We start from the raw sequence: 16,061 nt of genomic DNA on the forward strand, positions 1-16,061 counted from the left end.
GATTGATATTGCTGGCAGATCGAAGTCAACGGCGCGCATCAACAAAGCTGCTCAGGTGCATCCAGGCCGGGAACTTGGGACAGCCTATTTGCGATCCAGCGATCGACCTCGCTTTCCGACCAGGCCACGGTTGAACCGCCAAGCTGAACCGGCTTCGGAAACTTCCCCTCAGCCATCCAGCGGTAGATTGTTGAACGGCCGAGCCCGACGCGGTGCTGGACTTCCTTGAGCCGGATCAGACGGGTGACGCGCCGATCCTCAATCTCCTCGGGCGAAGCGGCACTAGCCATGGCAACCGCCAATGCCCGCGCCGAAGACATCACCCAAGAGGGCGTCCTTGCGTTCGAGCTCATCGATGTGGTCCGATAGCAGGCGCGCCACCCTGTGCGCCGTCCCCTTGGCCCATCGCGGCTTCACATCGTGGACCTGGTTGCCAAGCACACGCTCGAGCGCACATGGCAATTCGCTGGTGAAGTCCTCGAAAAAGTCGGCAAGGTCGGATTGCAGCCAGCGTACCGCATGATCGCTGCCCACCAGGAACAAGAGCAGGTGCGCGTGCGGTGGCACGCCGCTCGCTGCCAAAATCCGGAGCGTTTCGGCGATACTGGCCGAGCGTTCCCCTGCCAGAACCCGGCGCAAGGCGTCCTTGTGGATCTGCGCTTTGCGGGCGATCTCGCAGCGCGGCTGCCCGCTCGTTTCGACAGCTGCGAGCAGCAGCCGGGCTAGGTCTGTGCGAACCTGATGTTCGGCAAAAAGCGCCATGTCGGTCATCCACTTGTCCTTTCGCGTAGTGCTCGACTCGCTGACTACCGGCACAGGAAGGGTGTAGGAAAACACAAAGAACAAAAATAGAACATAGAGGAAGTGACGAATCAGAAACGGTGAAGCGCTGGCGCAGGATACGGTCGGCCCTGCGCATTGTCCGGTCGCCACCGCGCGCATTCCGCCACCTTGAGCGCAGTAAGCCAGACAGCCGGCGCGATGACCGGCCTGCGAGCTACCAAATGTCACTTTTCGCTTGGTCCAGGCCTGCGCTTCTCACTCTTCGATTTCCTACAGCCCGGCTCCGGGGAGAGGAAAGAACATACAGCGAACACATCGTTGGCTGTTGTTCAACCCTCGGAGTATCTCCCCATGACCATCAAGACTGCCGTTCCGGCCCCAGCGGCGCGCCGCATCCAGCGCCGCGACTACATCCTTCCGGCGCTCGTTGCGCTTGCCGGTGCCAGCGCGGCAATCGCCGGGGCTGACACCACCTTCGATCCGGCGCTCACCCAGTTCACCAATTTTCTCGAAGGCTCGGGCGGCAAGATCATCACCGTCCTCAGCCTTGCGGGCGGACTGATCGGCCTCGCCTCGGGACGCTTCTCGCTCGGCCAGGTCGCGGTGCCGGTCGGCGTCGGGATCGGTGTCGGTACCGGCGTGCCGATCGTCACCTCGGTCGTGACCGCGGTCATCTGACCGGCGGCTGCGGTTCACGACAGGAGGGCGGCATCATGGCTGACAAGTACCTCGTGCCACGGCGGCTCGACGACCCGGAGCTCATCGGCTTCTGGACCATCGACGAGTTTGCGGGGATCCTGATCCCCTTCGCCTGGGGCATTCTCGCGCAGCATATCTTCATCGGTATCGGCCTGGCCGCCGGAGCCTGGTTTGCCTTGCGGAAGGCGAAGGCACGCGGCGCTGGATCGGCGCTGGTGCATGCTGCCTATTGGTACCTCCCCGGGGCGTTTCTCGGGCTGAAGGCCACGCCGCCCTCCCACTGCCGCCTGCTGGCGGGCTGAGGGAGGACCAGCGATGCGCGCCGAATTCGCACATGAACAGGCACAGGCGTACCTGCGCCAACGAAACCGCTTCGCCATGCTGGCGGGCGTGCTTGGCCTCACCAGCGTGGTGAGCCTCGGCGCTGCGGTGACCCGCGACGAGCAGGTCGTGCTGGTCCCGATCACCGCCGAACGGCTCAACCTCTCGAGCGCCGGGGTCGATGCGCCCTATCTCGAGTTGGTGACCCGCGACACGGCGCTGATGCTGCTCAACCGCGCCCCTGAAAGCCTCGACTACTGGATGGCGAGCATCCTCAAGCTTGCTGATCCCGCCGCGCATGGCCGGCTCAAGGCCGAGCTGGTGCAGATCGTCGAGGAGCAGCGCGGCTCGGATATCAGCCAAGCCTTCGTGATCGCCCGGATCGAGGTCGATCCGCGCGGGCTCAACTCAACCGTCACCGGAACGCTCAAGACCTTTGTCGGCGCGCAGGTGATCGCGAGCCAGCGCCGCGCCTTCCGCTTCCGCTGGTCGCAGCGCGGCCTGAGCCTTCAGCTGACCGGCTTCGAACAACTTCCCTCCGACGAGAAGGACAAGGGCCAATGACCCACTTCCCATTCCCCTATCCAAGCCTCTCCCTGCTTGGCCTGGCCCTCGCCGCGGTCCCGGCGCACGCCGACCAGTTCGTCGAGGCGGCCGATAATGCAACGATCGCCTGCGAACTCGCGCGCGGCGAGCTCACCCGGATCGCGCTCGTGGGCGATGGCTTTGCCAGTGTCTCGAAGATCGCGAGCGGCTTTCCCTACAATGATTTCCAGGTGACCCACGAGCCGGTGCGCGGGGACATCTATATCTCGGTGCCGCAGCAATATGCTGCTGCCAGGGTCAGCTTCTTTGCCACAAGCAAGGCGGGCTATGTCTACAAGTTCGCTTGCCGGCTTGGCCCTGACGAAGCGACCCAGGTGTTCATCACCAACCCGGCGCTCGCCAAAGTTGAAGCAGCCGAGTGGGAGAGCGCTGCGAGCCCCGAGGATGCCGCCGTTCGTCTGATCGAAGCGATGGCGAGCGATGCGGTGCTCCCCGGCTACCGGGCGCACGCTGAACTGTCCGCGCCGCGCCGCACCGAAGGGATCGAGGTCCAGCTGGTCGCCGAATACGAAGGCGATGCGCTAACCGGACAGCACTTCCTAATCCGCAACCTCGGCAAGGACAGCCTTGTGCTAGCCGCGGAGCGCGAAGCGCCCGCCGGCGCGCTCGCCTTTGCCTACGGCCGCGACAGCCTCAATCCCGGTGAGGCGACCAGCGCCTTCCTGGTCTTTGCCAAGGGAGGGCTCGAGTAATGGCCGAGGCACAAACAACAGAGACCAAGCCGCTGCCGGGGTCACCCGAGGCCCGCGAAACTGGGCGGCGCCAGCTCAACGCGCAGATTGCACAGCGCCAGAAGATGCTGCTCGCCGGGATTGGCGCGGTCGCACTGCTTGGCGGCGCCGCCTTCATCTTCAGCGGCGACAGCGAGGGCGCAGGCAGCGATCCCAACGGCGCCGCGACGATCGACACCGGCGGGCTGGTCAATCGCAACCTCTCGCAGCGCGAATTCGTGGCGAGCTACGGCAACCGGCTCGATGCGCAGGGCCGGGCGATCAAGGATCTGCAGCAATCGCAGCTGCCGCGTCCCGCAATTGAGCAGGAGCTCGAGGCGCTGCGCACCGAGAACGCGAAGATGCGCAGCGACGGGCAAGCCGCGATCGATGCAATCTCGGCCGAGAATTCCGCGCTGCGCGGCCAGCTCGAACAGGTCACGAAGGCACCGCCGCCCCCGCTTCCGCCGCCGCCGGCCTACGGCCCTGGCGCGCGACCTGTGGGCGCTGCGACTGACCCGCTTGGCGGCCCCTTGCCGGAAGAGCGCAAGCTCAGCCTCTTGAGCTTTGCGGGCGAGACCGAGAAGGACCGCAAGCCTGTCAGCGCGGCTGTGCCCGCACTGCAGCTCGAGGCAAGCCGCGATTACCTGCCGCCCAATTCCTATGCGCCGGCCAAGGTGATCGTCGGGGTCGATGCCTCGACCGGGGTCGCCAGCCAAACCGATCCTTTGCCCGTGGTGCTGCGGATTACCGGCCCGGCGCGATCGGTGATGCGCGGCGGCAAGCTTCTCACCACCGACATCACCGGCTGCCTCGTCAATGGCGCGGCGCGCGGCGATCTCTCGGCCGAGAAGGTCTACGTCAAACTGGTGCGCATGACCTGCGCGCAGCCCGGTGGGCGCTTCGCGGTGAGCGAGATCAAGGGCTTTATCGCCTTTGCCGGCAAGTCGGGCGTGCGTGGCCGCGTCGTCAGCCGGGAAGGCAGTCTGGTCGCGCAGGCGCTGCTCGCCGGGATCGTCGGCGGCTTCGGCCGCGGCTTTTCGGCCAATGCCAATGGCATCTTCGCCGGCCAGATCGCGGCAGGCCAGCAGCGCGAGCCGCTCTCGCCGACCGATATCCTCGCCGGCGGCCTCGGCCAGGGCGCTGGCGAGGCGGCCGACACGGTCAGCAAATACCTCATCGAACGCGCCGAACAATACCAACCCGTCGTCGAGATGCCGACCGGCATCGAGGTCGAGATCGTGTTTCTCGACGGCGTCCACGTCAGGAGCCCCTCCAAATGAACTACCATGACCGCCGCCGGCCGAGCCACAAGGCTCGTGCCGCCCACCTTGCCCTTGCCGCTTCGAGCGCCGCTGCCGTGCTGACCCTCGGGGTCTCGCTGGTGACTGCCAACCCGGCCAATGCGGCAGGAGCCACTTCCGATGTCGCGGCCGCCCTCAAGCTGCGCCTCCCCAAGACGCCCATCGATGCGATCAATTGCGACGTCTTGGGACCGTGGTGCGAAGTCGTCTCGGGCGACACGCTGTTCTATGTCGATGAGGCAGCGCGCTATCTGTTCGTCGGGCGCCTTTACGACATGGAAGAGCGCCGCGACGTCACCGCGGCGCGTCTGCTCGAGCTCAATCCCGATCTACTGGCGACAGGTGCGGCCAGAGCCGGTGAGAGTGCTGGGAGCAACACCGCCAACACACCGCGCCAGGCGGTGGCCGAGCGGGTCGATCTCGCGAAGCTGCCGGCCGAGGGCGCTGTGCATTGGGGAAATCCCAAGGGCGCAAAGCTGATCGTCTTCTCCGATTTCCAGTGCGGCTATTGCCAGCGGCTCGCCGCCGAGCTCGCCAAGGCCGGCCTCCATGTCGAGGAACGGCCGATCTCGATCTTCGGGAAAGAGAGTCGCGCGATCTCTGAAGCGGTCATCTGCGCCGCCGATCCCGCCAAGGCGCTGCATGCGGCCTATGCCGGGCAGGCACCTGCAGCGGCCAAGCCTTGCAAAGCGGCCAAAGCGCTCGATGCCAACGAGGCCTTCGCCAAGGCCAATGGTTTTGCCGGGACCCCGGTCATCGTGCGCGCCAGCGATGGCGCCGTGCTCCACGGCTACCGCGATGCGGCCACCCTGCGGCGCTTTGCCGCTGGCGAAGCGGGAGGCAAGCAATGAGCTACTCCCCGCTCCTGCGCAGAGCGGCGCTGCTCGCGCCGCTCACCCTCACTGCTGCTTGCGCGAGCCTTGGCGGAAATGTCGAAAGCAATTTTGCCTGCCGCGCGCCCGAAGGAACCTGCGCGCCAACCTCGCTAATCGATGCTGCGGCCACTGGCCCGCAAGCCCTCGAGGTCCAAGCGGCGCCCCGGCCTATCGCGGCCCCCAGCGACGGCGTGCGCCGCCTGCGGGTGGTGCTGGCACCTTACCGCGATGCGGCCGGGCGCGATCACGAGGCGCGGATTGTGCATCTGACCTTGCCTGAACCGGCAGGGGCAGGCTGGCGGGCACCGCAAGGGCGGCGCGCCGTCCTCGGTGCCTTGGCGGGCGCTATCGCAGCGGCGCGGACAAGCGCCGTGCCCGCGCCCGCCGCGCCCGATCAGACCTCGCCAACACCATTGCCGGAGCTGCTGATGGTCCCCCCGCAGCCCAATCCGGCAATCCCCGGCGCTGATGCGCCGGACCCCGGGGGACCTGGTGCGTTCCCGCCTCCCCGCGTGCCGGTCCCCCACCCTGATCACCATGAAGGAGAACGCCCGTGACCCTGTCATTCACTGCTGCGCGCGAGGCGCTGTCGCGCGGCCTCTTCGCTGACACCGCGACACCGGAGAAGCCGCGCGGGCACTTCGGGCTCGACATGCTCTCCGACTGGCTCCCCTACCGCGTCTATGACGAGGGCGCGAAGCTCTACCGCAACGCCCGCTCGAAGGGCTTCATCCTCGAAGTCACGCCGCTGATCGGAGCAGACGAGCGCACCGGCGAGATCCTCGGCCAGTTCTTCTCCGAAGGCCTGCCGCCCGGTGCCTGCCTGCAGCTCCTCAATTTCGGCTCGCCGCGGATTGGTTCGATCATCGGCCCGTGGTTTGCGCCGCGCTATGAGCAGGGCGGGATCTACGAGGCCATCGCCCGGGCGCGCACGCAGCGGCTCTATGACCTGGTCTGGACCTCGGGGGCGGCGCATGCGCCGTTCCATGCTCGCAACGTCAGGGTGATCGTCTCGCTTGGCGTGCCGGTGCCCGGCCCAGTGACGGACGCTGAACTCAGCGAATGCCGCGAGGGCCTCATCGGCATGCTGCGCTCGCTCGGGCTCGAAGCTCACGATTTGCGGCCTGCGGGGCTGCTCGCGCTGATCGACGAGCTGACCTCGCCGACCACGGCGCACGAGGCCGACGCACATGATTGGAATCCGCATGATACGCTCGATGTCCAGGCGATCCGCCGCGACATCGAGGTCGAAGTCGAGGATGACCGCCTGATCTTGCGGACCGAACGGTTCCGCGAGACCGGCCGCGATGCGCTGGGTCATCCCGAGATCGGCGCCTGCTATCCCGATCATTTCGACATCCGTCACTTCGCAGTGCGGAGCACGCCCCAGCGCTGGGCACCCTGGGAATGCGCGCGGCTGATCGGCGACATGTTCACTGACAAGCTGCGCTTCCCCTGCCCGGTCGCGACCATGCTCTGCCTCGTCTATCCGGACCAGGAAGCAGCGGCCGCGCGTGCGGGCTTCAAATTCATGCGCACCACCAGCCTCGAGGCGACCAAGAGCGCGCGCTTCCTGCCGCGCCTCTCAGAACAATCGGCTGAATGGCGGCATGTCCAGACCGAGCTTCAGTCGGGCAAGAAGCTCGTGAAGCTGTTCTACGGGCTCACCAGCATTTCGCCGCTCGGGCAGGGCGACACGCATGAGCGGGTGATCAAGGCGATCTACAAGGCTGCCGGATGGGATCTAGCCGACGAGCGCTTCCTTCAGCTCCAGGGTTTGGTCGCCGCCTTCCCGCTGAGCCTTGCTGACGGGCTTGGCGAGGACATGGCGCGGCTCAAGCGCTTCAGGACCATGCTCTCGACCACGGCGGCCAATATCGCACCGCTCCAGGGCGAATATCTCGGCGGCCCGGTCCCGCACCTGCTGCTGGTCGGCCGGCGCGGACAACCCTTCTGGTGGTCGCCGTTCGAGAACACGGCCGGCAATCACAACATCGCGATCTGCGGCAAGTCGGGTTCGGGCAAATCGGTGCTGCTTCAGGAGCTCTGTGCCGCGCTGCGCGGTGCAGGTGCCAAGGTGGTGGTGATCGATGACGGGCGCAGCTTCGAGCATTCGGTCAAGCTCCAGGGCGGGACCTTTGTCGAGTTCACGCTCGCCTCGGGTTTCTCGCTCAATCCCTTCTCGATGGTTGATGATGCCCGCGCGCATCAGGACGAGGATTACCGGCTCGACTGCTTTGCCATGATCAAGGCGATCATCGGCCAGATGGCGCGGCCGGGCACCGCGCCGAGCGATACCGAGCGCGGCCTCATCGACCGCGCGGTCAACGCGACCTGGGAAGCACTCGGCAGCGGAGCGGCGATTGACGATGTCGCCAACGCGCTCGCGCATTGCGAAAGCGAAGCGGGCCGTGACCTTGCCACCGCGATCGGACCCTTCTGCCGCGGCGGCAGCTATGGCGGGTTTTTTGCGGGCAAGGCGAGCTTCGCGCTCGATGATGACTTCACGGTCTTCGAGATGAGCGACCTTGCAAGCCGCGAAGAGCTGCGCAGCGTGGTGCTCTCGGCGATCATGTTCATGACCAGCCAGGCAATGACCCGGACATCGCGCAGCACCCGCAAGCTGCTGCTGATCGACGAGGCCTGGGCGATGCTCAAGGGCGGCTCGATGGGCGAGTTCGTCGAGACCTATGCCCGCACGGCGCGCAAATATGGCGGGGCGCTCGCCACCGCCACCCAGTCGCTTAATGACTACTACAAGTCGGATGGCGCGCGCGCGGCGCTCGAAAACAGCGACTGGATGCTGGTGCTCCAGCAGAAGGCTGAGACCATCGCCGACTTCAGGGCCAATGCCCGGCTCGACATGGATGATCGCACCGAGACCTTGATCCGGTCACTGAAGCGCTCGGGCACCGAGTACAGCGAGGTGTTCATCAAGGGACCCGAGACCGAGGCAATCGGCCGGTTGGTGCTCGATCCCTTCTCGGCGACGGTCTATTCCTCCGACCCCGACACTTACGCGGCGATCCAGGAATACGAACGGCGCGGGCATAGCCTGGCCGATGCGATCCGCATGGTTGCGGGGAGTGCCAAGGCATGACTGCGCGCCTCATCAACCAAGGCGGCCGCGCCGACCGCCAGCAACTGCTACGCCGCCTGCGGGGGTTCTGCTTCGTTCTGATCGAGGCAGCGGGCTTTGCCGTCACCTCGATCCTGATCGTGCTCGGATTGCCGCTGGCGTTGTTCCTGTTCGTGGCAGGCTGGGACCTTGGCGGGCTGTTCGCCCAGCTGGATAATCTCGCCGAACGCTACCTGGCGGCTGATGCTGTGCGGCGCAGCCTGTTCAGTCAGGACCTCATGACCTCCTTCGCCATCGTGCTTGGCGCGGTGACGCTGCTGCGCATGCCGCGCTTCCTTAAGCGCCTCATGAGCGAGATCGATCACCAGCAAGCTGGGGAGAGCCAGAATGGCTGAGGCAAGACGCATCCCCACCATCGACCCGCGCTTGGCGCTCAAGCTCATCGCCGTGCTCGCGCTTGTCGCCGCGCTCCTTTGGGCAGCCTGGGTCAGCCGGGAGCTCAGCGCGCCGCGCCAGCAGATGGTCACGGTTCGCCTGGCGGAGACCATCGCCGCCTTTGTCGATGCCGAAGCGCGCAGCGGGGGTGACCCTGAAGCCAGCCAGGCGCGCGTACTTGCCTTCCTCAAGGCCTCGGAGCGCGCGGTCGCCGAAATGGGCACCGGCGGGCGCGTGGTGCTGGTGAGCGAAGCGGTGCTGGCAGGCGATGCGCCCGATGCCACCGAAGAGCTCAAGGTCCGGATCATGCGCCAGCTGGCGAAGGGAGAGCCGCAATGATGACGATCGCCAAGCGCGTCCTCCGCAGCCTGCGCCGCCCGCTCGTCCTGACCGGCCTTGTCTTGCTCCCGCTGGGCTGGGCGGCGGCCGATGCCTTCGGCAAGGATCACGCTTTCCTCATCAACGCGAGCCCGAGCTTGCCGAACTGGGCATTCTGGCTTGATCGGAAGGCGCCCGTCGCGCGCGGCAGCCTGATCTTCTTTGCGCCGCCGCCGAGCCCATTGATCGAGGCCCACTTCGGGCAGGGTGCGCAGCTCTTTGGCAAACGCGTGCTCGGTGTCCCCGGGGACGTGGTCAACCACCAAGGCGCGGCGGTCTTCATCAATGGCCGCAAAGTGGCCGAGCGTCTCGACCAGACGCGGCTCGGCATTTTGCTGCACCAAGGCCCTTCAGGCCGGATCCCGGAGGGCTGCTATTACACAGGCACCGCGCACCCGCGCGGGCTCGACAGCCGCTACGCCGAGATCGGTTGGGTCTGCCGGCCCCAGATCATTGGCAGCGGGAGGGCGATCCTGTGAGAGCGCTGCTGCCTTCAAGCCTCATACTGATGCTCTGCCTGTGGCCTGAGCCTGCCGCGGCGCGGGACTATGGCCAGCGCGGGACGGTCTTCCCGGTGATCGAAGCCGATCTTCTCGAGCAGATCCGGCTGCGCCTTACGAGCATGGAGCAGTCGGGCGAGACCGCGCGGCGCAATGCAGAGCTAAAGCGCCGCACAATTGCCCGGGTCAATCGGCCCGATCCGGTGGCCGGCATCGCACGGGCGAGCACTGCAAGGGTCTGGAGTTTCGATCCGACCATCACGTTGGGCGCAGACATCAGAGGCGCGAATGGCGCGTTGATCCATGCAGCCGGCACCATGGTCAATCCGCTCGACTCTGTGCGCCTGCGCGGTGATCTCCTGTTTCTCGACGGCGATGATCCCGACCAGCTCGCCTGGGCGCTCAGACAGGGCAAGGCCGCTAAGCTCATCCTGGTGAAGGGCGCGCCGCTCGAGCTGATGAAAGCGCGCCAGCGCCGCTTCTACTTCGACCAGGGCGGGCAGCTCATCGCCAAATTCGGGATTAAGGCTGTGCCGGCACGGGTGCGCCAGCAGGGCCGCTTGCTCGAGGTCAGCGAGATCGCACTGCCCCCCTCAAAGGGGCTGGTTCCATGAGCCGTGCGCGCAAACTGGCGATGAGCCTGCTGGCCGCCCTCGGGCTTGCCACCGCTAGCCCGGCGCTGGCTGATGCCGGCCCCGGCAAATGCACCGGAAGCTTCGTCAATCCGATCACGGATATCTGCTGGTCGTGCCTCTTTCCGATCTCGATCGGCGGGCTCGATATCTGGCCCTCGAACCGGCCCGATCCCGACAACCCGGACCTGCCGCTGTGCCTGTGCGGCATCCGGCCGGGGATCGCGATGGGGTTCTGGGAGCCGGTGCGGCTTGCCGATGTCAGCATGAAACCGTGGTGCTTCGTCAACCTTGGCGGGCTGAAGCTCGATCCCGGGTTCGATATCGGCTTTCGCTCGATCTCGGGACCCTCGGCCGTGGGCGGCGCGAGCCAATACTACTCAAGTTGGCATGTCCATTGGTATGCCTATCCGCTGATCTACTGGATGGAGATCGTCGCCGATTTTCTCTGCCTTGAGGCAGGTTCTATCGACATCCTCTATATCTCCGAGATCGATCCGCTGTGGCAGGACAGCGAGCTCACCGCGATTATCAATCCCGAGGCGGTGCTGTTCGCCAACCCCTTGGCGCTCGCGGCGTGTGCCGCTGACTGCATCGCATCGACCGCCAAGCTGCCGCTCGATGAGATGTTCTGGTGCGCTGGCTGCCAGGGCGCGATGTACCCGATGAACGGTAATGTCTCGGCCTCGATCGGGCATGTCCAGGCCTCGCGGTTGGTGCTGTCGCGCTTTGCCTACAAGCTCCACCGCCAGCTGGTCGCCTGGGGGACGATGGGCTCCGAGGGGCTTTGCGGCAAATACCTCATGCCGGTGATGAGGAAGCAACAATACCGCTTCCAGGCCACCAATCCGAGCCCCGCCACCAGCGGCCGATATGCCTGCCCGCCGATTGGCGCCTCCACCACCTTTCAACCGGCCGGACAGGTCATCCCCGCGATTGGCGAGGACATGGGATACCTCGTTTGGCGCAAGCGGAACTGCTGCGCGCTATGAACAAGCATCTCCTCCTGATCCCGCTCGGCTTCGCCGTCTCGCTTGCTGGCCTGGCGCTCGCGCAGACTGCGCCCGATGGTCTCGATCTCGAGACGATCCGCAAGCGCGCAAGCGAGCACGCCAGCGACGCCGAAGCGCTCGCCGCCAATGTCCACCAGCGGGCGGAAGCGCAGATTGAGGATGCGCGCGCAGTTCAGATGCAGACCCAGGATCGCCGTGCCGCTTATGCTCAGAGCATCACGCCCACTCCCAGCGAGGCCCCGCTCGATTTCGACGCGATGATTGCGGGGCAAGCCGAAGCTGAAAAGGCAGCTCTTGGGAGAGGCCCGCGGTTCATCGCCTTTGCCAGCCTCTCAATGCCGCCGGCCGCTCTCAAGGCCCTGGTGCGCGACATGTCGCGCGCCGGCGGGGTCACCGTGCTGCGCGGCTTTCCGCAAGGCGATAGCGCGGCGTTCAAGAAGCGCCTCGCTACGATCTGGAGCAACCGCGAAGAGGCCGGATCGCTCGGGATCGATCCGAGGCTGTTCCGTGCGTTCGATATCAAGGCGGCGCCCAGCTTCGTGATGCTGAGCACTGATTTCAGCCCATGCGACGGGTTCGACTGCACGAGCGCGGTTCCGCCGCATGACCGCATCGCCGGCAATATCAGCGTCGGCGAAGTCCTCGAGACCTTTGCGGGCGGACAAGGCCCGGGCGCCGAACTTGCCCGCCTCCATCTGCGCCAGCTTGAACAGGAGAACCGCCCATGATCCGCACGATGATCACGACATTGCTTGGGCTCCTCACAGCCTCAACACTGGCGCTTCCTGTCGCGGCCCAGACCCGCGAGGAGGCCAAGGCAGATGGCAAGGCTTTCGCGACCGAGGCGCGCGGCACCGCGCGCGAGGCAGCGACCACAAACCCTGACGGCGCGCGCATTCCCAACTTCGATCGCACAGCCACCCGCGACCTCGAACAGCTTGCGCGCGACCCTGACCAGATCGAAGCGCGTGGGCGCAGCGCCGCGCCGACCAGCCCGGCGCTGCGCGCAATCCGCGACAGCATGGCGTCGCGCGCGCAGTTCGATCCAAACGAAATCGACGCGCTGCTGTCCCGAAGCCAGGCCATCAACGCTGCGCCGCTCGATTACACGAGCGGGATGTCGATCGGCGGCAGCCAAAGCACCTGCGTGCCGCTGCCGCCGGGCGCGGGAAGCGCCGGGACTTACATGGCGACATGCAATTCCGGGACCCGGCTCGAGCAGTCGCAAGGTCAATGCACTGTCCCGCTGACCGCGCGGGTTACCGAGAAAGGCGAGTGGCATTACCTCTGCAGTCCGCTGAGGGGCGGCAATGTCGATGACCTGCCCAGCTGCCGGGTCTTTGCTGATGCAAGCTGCGAGGTGACGGGGCACCGCGAGACCTGCCTGCAATGGTTCGACAATGGCGTTTCGCGCTTCTGTGCAGAGCCTGGCGTCCGGATCAACGAGCTGACCTGCGATGCTGAAGTCCCCGGCCAGACTGCTTTTTTCACCGCGACGCGGACTGCGGTTGAGACGGCACCCGACGAAAGCCAGTGCCTGGCCTTCAGCAACAATGCCGATTGCACATTGGATGCCGAGATTTGCACCGACAGCAATCTGCAGACCCGCGTCATTGGCGGGGTCTCCGTCACGCGCCCCTGCTGGGCCTGGGAGCGCAGCTACAGCTGCGCATCCAAGTCGCCTGCGAGCGACTGCAGCGACCTCGAAAGCCAGAGCGCGTGCCGCTTTGTCCGCGAAGAGTGCCTGACTGAAGAGGAGCCCTGCGAAACCTGGGAGCGGGTCTACGAGTGCGCGCTCCCGGCGAGCGGCACGCAGGCGCAATATGTTTGCGACGGCGATGTCTATTGCATCGACGGCTCGTGCGAGACGATCGAGCGCACCGCTAACAACGAATTCCGTGATGCGGTCACCGCGCTCCACGCGATGGACGAGGCGCGCAAGGATTTCGATCCTGACAGCCTGACGCTGTTCAAGGGCACCCGCAACACCTGCTCTTCGAAGGTCTTTGGCGTGCTCAATTGCTGCAAGGGCAAGGGCTTCCCCCTGATCCCGGGCATCAGCCTGTTGGTGTCGCTCGGCTGCTCGCGCGAGGAAACCTTGCTGCATGAGCGCGATGCCAAAGGCCTGTGCGCCTATGTCGGGACCTATTGCTCGGACAAGGTGCTCGGCATCTGCGTGACCAAGCGCAAAGCCTATTGCTGCTTTGAATCGAAGCTCGCCCGGATCCTTCAGGAACAGGGGCGCCGCCAACTCCCCAAGCCCTGGAACACGCCCAAGCGCGAACAATGCGCTGGGTTCACGCTCGATGAGTTTGCCCGGCTCGATCTCAGCCAAATGGATTTCAGCGAGGTCTATGCCGAGTTCACAGAGGCCGCGCGGCTCCCCGATGAGCTCGAGACCAGCGCGCTGATCCAGCAAAAGATCGAGGACTACTATGCGCGGGGTGGCCAATGATGGTCCGCGCGCCTTTTCTCAGCATCCTCGCCGCCGGCGCCATGCTGGCCCTGCAGGCAACTTCGCCGCTCGCGGCCCAGACTCAGACCGAAACCACTGAGGCGACGGCGCAGGACGATGATCTCTACTGCGCGAAGCGCAAGCTCGGTTACTGGTTCTACTGCGTGAAGCCGGTCCCAGCGCCCAAGCCGAAGCCCGCACAACCCGAGCAGGCTGCGTCCGCCGCGCAGGAACTCGACGCGATCACCGGGACCTTGCGCGAGCTGAAGGCGCGCGCGGTGCTCTATCCCACACCGGAGAACGTCACCGCCTATATCCGCTTCCAGCGCGAACAGCTCGACCGCGCCTCGCTCTTCTCAGACGTGTGGCAGCGTGCCATCTGGCAGGACCCTGCGCTCGACTACACACTTGAGCGTCCGGTCGGCGCGCTTGCCAAGAAGCAGTGGCAAGATGCGCGTGCAGCTGACCGTGACGCTGTCATGGCCAGGCTCTCACAGCGCTATGGTCTGTTCTATTTCTATTCCCAGACCTGCGGCGCCTGCGAAGTGATGAGCCCGATCGTGCGATCGATCGCCGATCGCTGGCGGATCACCGTGCGCGCGATCTCGACCGATGGCGGTCCGTCGCGCCATTTCCCTGACTACAAGGTCGAGAGTGGCCAGCGTGCGCGCATGGGCCTCGAGCCCGGAATCACCCCTACCTTGGTCCTGTGGGACAGCGTGCTGAAGCGCCCGATCCCGATCGGATACGGCGTGCTGTCGGCCGACGAGCTTCAGGACCGCATCTACCTCCTGACCGCGAAGGAAGCCGGCCATGACTACTAGGATCATCCGCAATGCCGCGCTTGCGCTGGCGGCCGCCAGCATGGTGGCGTCTCCGCTCGCCGCGCCGCTTTCGGCCAATGTTGGCGATAGCATGGACCGCTTCATGGATGACATGGGCGCGGCCGCGAATGTGACGGGGCCAAGCGCCTTCGAAGGGCAATCGGCCGGCTATTACAGCCTGGGCAATGTCTGGACCCGCTTCCCCCAGAAGACCACCAACATCGCCAACCTCCAGCTGCCGCGTGCGCGCGCCGGCTGCGGCGGCATCGATATCTTTGCAGGCTCCTTCTCTTTCATCAACGCAGGAGAAATCGTCGCGCTGATGAAGGCGGTGGCGAACAATGCGGTGGGCTTCGCCTTCAGCCTGGCGATCGATACGGTCTGCCCCGAGTGCAACAAGATCATGCAGGAGTTCAGCCAAAAGGCGCAGTTGATGAACAACCTCTCGATCAACTCCTGCGAGATGGCGCAGGGGCTGGTCGGCGGAATCTGGCCTAAGGGTGACCTTGCCGACAAGGCGATCTGCGAGGCGATCGGCAATTCGGAAGGTATCTTCACCGACTATGCCGCAGCCAAGCATGGCTGCGGCACGCGGGGCCAGCGCAGTGCGACCAATCAGGGCGGCGGGGCGGACTATGCCGACGTCAATCCTGGCGTTGCGCGCAACTACACCTGGCACGTGCTGAAGAAGAGCGCCTTCTTCAATCCCGGCGGCAGCTTCGACCGCGAGCTGGCCGAGTATGCGATGACCCTGATCGGCACGGTCATCTACGTTCCGCCCAAGGACGACGAGCAGGGCAAGTTCGTCCCCTTTGCCGGCGATGCCTCTTCGACACTTGTGACCGCGCTTCTCGACGGAACACAAGGTCAGTCGGTGCGCGTGTTCCAGTGCGACGAGCCTGATCAGTGCCTCAACCCCACATTCCAGCAGATGAGCCTTGCGAGCGCCAAGGCAATCCGGCCGCGGGTCGCGCGCCTGATCGGCAGCATGGTCGAGGCGATCCGCAGCGATAGCGCGATCGGCAATGAGGAGAAGGAACTCCTCCAGGTTGCCTCGGTGCCGCTCTACAAGATCCTGACCGTCCAGGCTGCTTACGGCCGGGGCATGGCGACCGATGATCGCAACACGCTCGCCGAGATTGCCAGCATCGATCTTCTCTATGCCGTGCTCGAGCGGATCACCTCTGAGGCGGGCCGCTCGATGGCAAGCTTCATTGCGGCCGATGAAGCCAAGCTCGCGATCTGGCGCGGCCAGGTCGCCGAGGTTCGCGCGAGCCTCGCACAGCGCCAGGCAACAGGCCAAGCGCGGGTCTCGGCGATCATGCAGATCATCGAGAAGACCGCGATGATCGAGAACATGCTTGCTGCCTCGATGTCGCCGTCGATGGCGGCCGCGCTCGATTGGTCGCGCGGCATGCAGTCCCGCTCGATCATTCCTTAGGAGGCG

18 protein-coding genes are annotated in these 16,061 nt (G+C 65.6%); 16 read left to right on the forward strand and 2 right to left on the reverse strand.

Annotation, left to right across the window (positions count from 1 at the left end; translation table 11 throughout):
* Window positions 1-38: 38 nt before the first annotated feature.
* Together OPU67_RS10155 and OPU67_RS10160 are read right to left on the reverse strand one after the other, a co-directional pair.
* On the reverse strand, window positions 39-290 hold the full coding sequence (locus tag OPU67_RS10155; protein ID WP_267619422.1) for a helix-turn-helix transcriptional regulator: 252 nt from the start codon (window positions 288-290) through the stop codon (window positions 39-41).
* A complete protein-coding gene (locus OPU67_RS10160; RefSeq protein ID WP_267619423.1) occupies window positions 283-771 on the reverse strand; it encodes a hypothetical protein in 489 nt (162 codons plus the stop codon). Before OPU67_RS10160 ends, OPU67_RS10155 begins: the two co-directional genes overlap by 8 nt.
* A 363-nt stretch (window positions 772-1,134) precedes the next feature.
* Here OPU67_RS10160 and OPU67_RS10165 point away from each other — a divergent pair, with 363 nt between their 5' ends.
* The 16 genes from OPU67_RS10165 to OPU67_RS10240 all read left to right on the forward strand — a co-directional run bounded on the left by OPU67_RS10165 (window position 1,135) and on the right by OPU67_RS10240 (window position 16,055).
* Window positions 1,135-1,461 (forward strand): hypothetical protein, encoded by a 327-nt coding sequence (locus OPU67_RS10165; protein WP_067402639.1) that lies wholly within the window; start codon window positions 1,135-1,137, stop codon window positions 1,459-1,461.
* Between the two features lie 35 nt (window positions 1,462-1,496).
* Complete coding sequence (gene traL / locus OPU67_RS10170; protein ID WP_067402642.1) at window positions 1,497-1,784, forward strand: type IV conjugative transfer system protein TraL; 288 nt, start codon at window positions 1,497-1,499, stop codon at window positions 1,782-1,784.
* A 13-nt stretch (window positions 1,785-1,797) separates the two neighbouring features.
* Entirely contained in the window at window positions 1,798-2,367 is a 570-nt protein-coding gene (locus OPU67_RS10175; protein ID WP_267619424.1) for a type IV conjugative transfer system protein TraE, read from the forward strand.
* Window positions 2,364-3,101, forward strand: coding sequence for a type-F conjugative transfer system secretin TraK (locus OPU67_RS10180; RefSeq protein ID WP_267619425.1), 738 nt, complete (start codon window positions 2,364-2,366; stop codon window positions 3,099-3,101). Before OPU67_RS10175 ends, OPU67_RS10180 begins: the two co-directional genes overlap by 4 nt.
* On the forward strand, window positions 3,101-4,402 hold the full coding sequence (locus OPU67_RS10185; RefSeq protein WP_267619426.1) for a TraB/VirB10 family protein: 1,302 nt from the start codon (window positions 3,101-3,103) through the stop codon (window positions 4,400-4,402). Before OPU67_RS10180 ends, OPU67_RS10185 begins: the two co-directional genes overlap by 1 nt.
* A complete protein-coding gene (locus OPU67_RS10190; protein ID WP_267619427.1) occupies window positions 4,399-5,274 on the forward strand; it encodes a DsbC family protein in 876 nt (291 codons plus the stop codon). Before OPU67_RS10185 ends, OPU67_RS10190 begins: the two co-directional genes overlap by 4 nt.
* Before the next feature lie 577 nt (window positions 5,275-5,851).
* Window positions 5,852-8,398 carry a type IV secretion system protein TraC gene (gene traC, locus OPU67_RS10195; RefSeq protein ID WP_267619428.1) on the forward strand — a complete coding sequence of 849 codons (2,547 nt, stop codon included), beginning with the start codon at window positions 5,852-5,854 and terminating at the stop codon, window positions 8,396-8,398.
* Entirely contained in the window at window positions 8,395-8,772 is a 378-nt protein-coding gene (locus OPU67_RS10200; protein WP_267619429.1) for a hypothetical protein, read from the forward strand. The genes traC and OPU67_RS10200 overlap by 4 nt, the downstream gene beginning before the upstream one ends.
* A complete protein-coding gene (locus tag OPU67_RS10205; RefSeq protein ID WP_267619430.1) occupies window positions 8,765-9,151 on the forward strand; it encodes a TrbI F-type domain-containing protein in 387 nt (128 codons plus the stop codon). Before OPU67_RS10200 ends, OPU67_RS10205 begins: the two co-directional genes overlap by 8 nt.
* A complete protein-coding gene (locus OPU67_RS10210; RefSeq protein ID WP_267619431.1) occupies window positions 9,148-9,669 on the forward strand; it encodes a S26 family signal peptidase in 522 nt (173 codons plus the stop codon). Before OPU67_RS10205 ends, OPU67_RS10210 begins: the two co-directional genes overlap by 4 nt.
* 29 nt (window positions 9,670-9,698) lie before the next feature.
* Window positions 9,699-10,304: a type-F conjugative transfer system protein TraW gene (gene traW / locus OPU67_RS10215; RefSeq protein ID WP_267619452.1), complete on the forward strand. Its 606-nt coding sequence runs from the start codon at window positions 9,699-9,701 to the stop codon at window positions 10,302-10,304.
* Window positions 10,301-11,314 carry a conjugal transfer pilus assembly protein TraU gene (traU, locus tag OPU67_RS10220; protein ID WP_267619432.1) on the forward strand — a complete coding sequence of 338 codons (1,014 nt, stop codon included), beginning with the start codon at window positions 10,301-10,303 and terminating at the stop codon, window positions 11,312-11,314. The genes traW and traU overlap by 4 nt, the downstream gene beginning before the upstream one ends.
* Window positions 11,311-12,063 (forward strand): type-F conjugative transfer system pilin assembly protein TrbC, encoded by a 753-nt coding sequence (gene trbC, locus OPU67_RS10225; RefSeq protein WP_267619433.1) that lies wholly within the window; start codon window positions 11,311-11,313, stop codon window positions 12,061-12,063. The genes traU and trbC overlap by 4 nt, the downstream gene beginning before the upstream one ends.
* Complete coding sequence (locus OPU67_RS10230) at window positions 12,060-13,790, forward strand: conjugal transfer protein TraN (protein ID WP_267619434.1); 1,731 nt, start codon at window positions 12,060-12,062, stop codon at window positions 13,788-13,790. Before trbC ends, OPU67_RS10230 begins: the two co-directional genes overlap by 4 nt.
* Window positions 13,790-14,614 (forward strand): conjugal transfer protein TraF, encoded by an 825-nt coding sequence (locus OPU67_RS10235; protein WP_420708997.1) that lies wholly within the window; start codon window positions 13,790-13,792, stop codon window positions 14,612-14,614. The genes OPU67_RS10230 and OPU67_RS10235 overlap by 1 nt, the downstream gene beginning before the upstream one ends.
* Window positions 14,604-16,055 (forward strand): conjugal transfer protein TraH, encoded by a 1,452-nt coding sequence (locus OPU67_RS10240; RefSeq protein WP_267619435.1) that lies wholly within the window; start codon window positions 14,604-14,606, stop codon window positions 16,053-16,055. The genes OPU67_RS10235 and OPU67_RS10240 overlap by 11 nt, the downstream gene beginning before the upstream one ends.
* Window positions 16,056-16,061: the final 6 nt, after the last annotated feature.

It is taken from the genome of Erythrobacter sp. WG (genome assembly GCF_026586795.1).
GTDB lineage: Bacteria > Pseudomonadota > Alphaproteobacteria > Sphingomonadales > Sphingomonadaceae > Erythrobacter.

Bases quoted from the DNA above. Each gene is read 5' to 3' on its own strand.
- OPU67_RS10210 (WP_267619431.1), top strand. From the start codon at position 9,148: ATGATGACGATCGCCAAGCGCGTCCTCCGCAGCCTGCGCCGCCCGCTC.
- OPU67_RS10180 (WP_267619425.1), top strand. From the start codon at position 2,364: ATGACCCACTTCCCATTCCCCTATCCAAGCCTCTCCCTGCTTGGCCTG.
- OPU67_RS10185 (WP_267619426.1), top strand. From the start codon at position 3,101: ATGGCCGAGGCACAAACAACAGAGACCAAGCCGCTGCCGGGGTCACCC.
- traL (WP_067402642.1), top strand. From the start codon at position 1,497: ATGGCTGACAAGTACCTCGTGCCACGGCGGCTCGACGACCCGGAGCTC.
- OPU67_RS10230 (WP_267619434.1), top strand. From the start codon at position 12,060: ATGATCCGCACGATGATCACGACATTGCTTGGGCTCCTCACAGCCTCA.
- OPU67_RS10240 (WP_267619435.1), top strand. From the start codon at position 14,604: ATGACTACTAGGATCATCCGCAATGCCGCGCTTGCGCTGGCGGCCGCC.
- OPU67_RS10190 (WP_267619427.1), top strand. From the start codon at position 4,399: ATGAACTACCATGACCGCCGCCGGCCGAGCCACAAGGCTCGTGCCGCC.
- trbC (WP_267619433.1), top strand. From the start codon at position 11,311: ATGAACAAGCATCTCCTCCTGATCCCGCTCGGCTTCGCCGTCTCGCTT.
- traW (WP_267619452.1), top strand. From the start codon at position 9,699: ATGCTCTGCCTGTGGCCTGAGCCTGCCGCGGCGCGGGACTATGGCCAG.
- OPU67_RS10205 (WP_267619430.1), top strand. From the start codon at position 8,765: ATGGCTGAGGCAAGACGCATCCCCACCATCGACCCGCGCTTGGCGCTC.
- OPU67_RS10160 (WP_267619423.1), bottom strand. From the start codon at position 771: ATGACCGACATGGCGCTTTTTGCCGAACATCAGGTTCGCACAGACCTA.
- OPU67_RS10235 (WP_420708997.1), top strand. From the start codon at position 13,790: ATGGTCCGCGCGCCTTTTCTCAGCATCCTCGCCGCCGGCGCCATGCTG.
- OPU67_RS10155 (WP_267619422.1), bottom strand. From the start codon at position 290: ATGGCTAGTGCCGCTTCGCCCGAGGAGATTGAGGATCGGCGCGTCACC.
- OPU67_RS10200 (WP_267619429.1), top strand. From the start codon at position 8,395: ATGACTGCGCGCCTCATCAACCAAGGCGGCCGCGCCGACCGCCAGCAA.
- OPU67_RS10175 (WP_267619424.1), top strand. From the start codon at position 1,798: ATGCGCGCCGAATTCGCACATGAACAGGCACAGGCGTACCTGCGCCAA.
- OPU67_RS10165 (WP_067402639.1), top strand. From the start codon at position 1,135: ATGACCATCAAGACTGCCGTTCCGGCCCCAGCGGCGCGCCGCATCCAG.
- traU (WP_267619432.1), top strand. From the start codon at position 10,301: ATGAGCCGTGCGCGCAAACTGGCGATGAGCCTGCTGGCCGCCCTCGGG.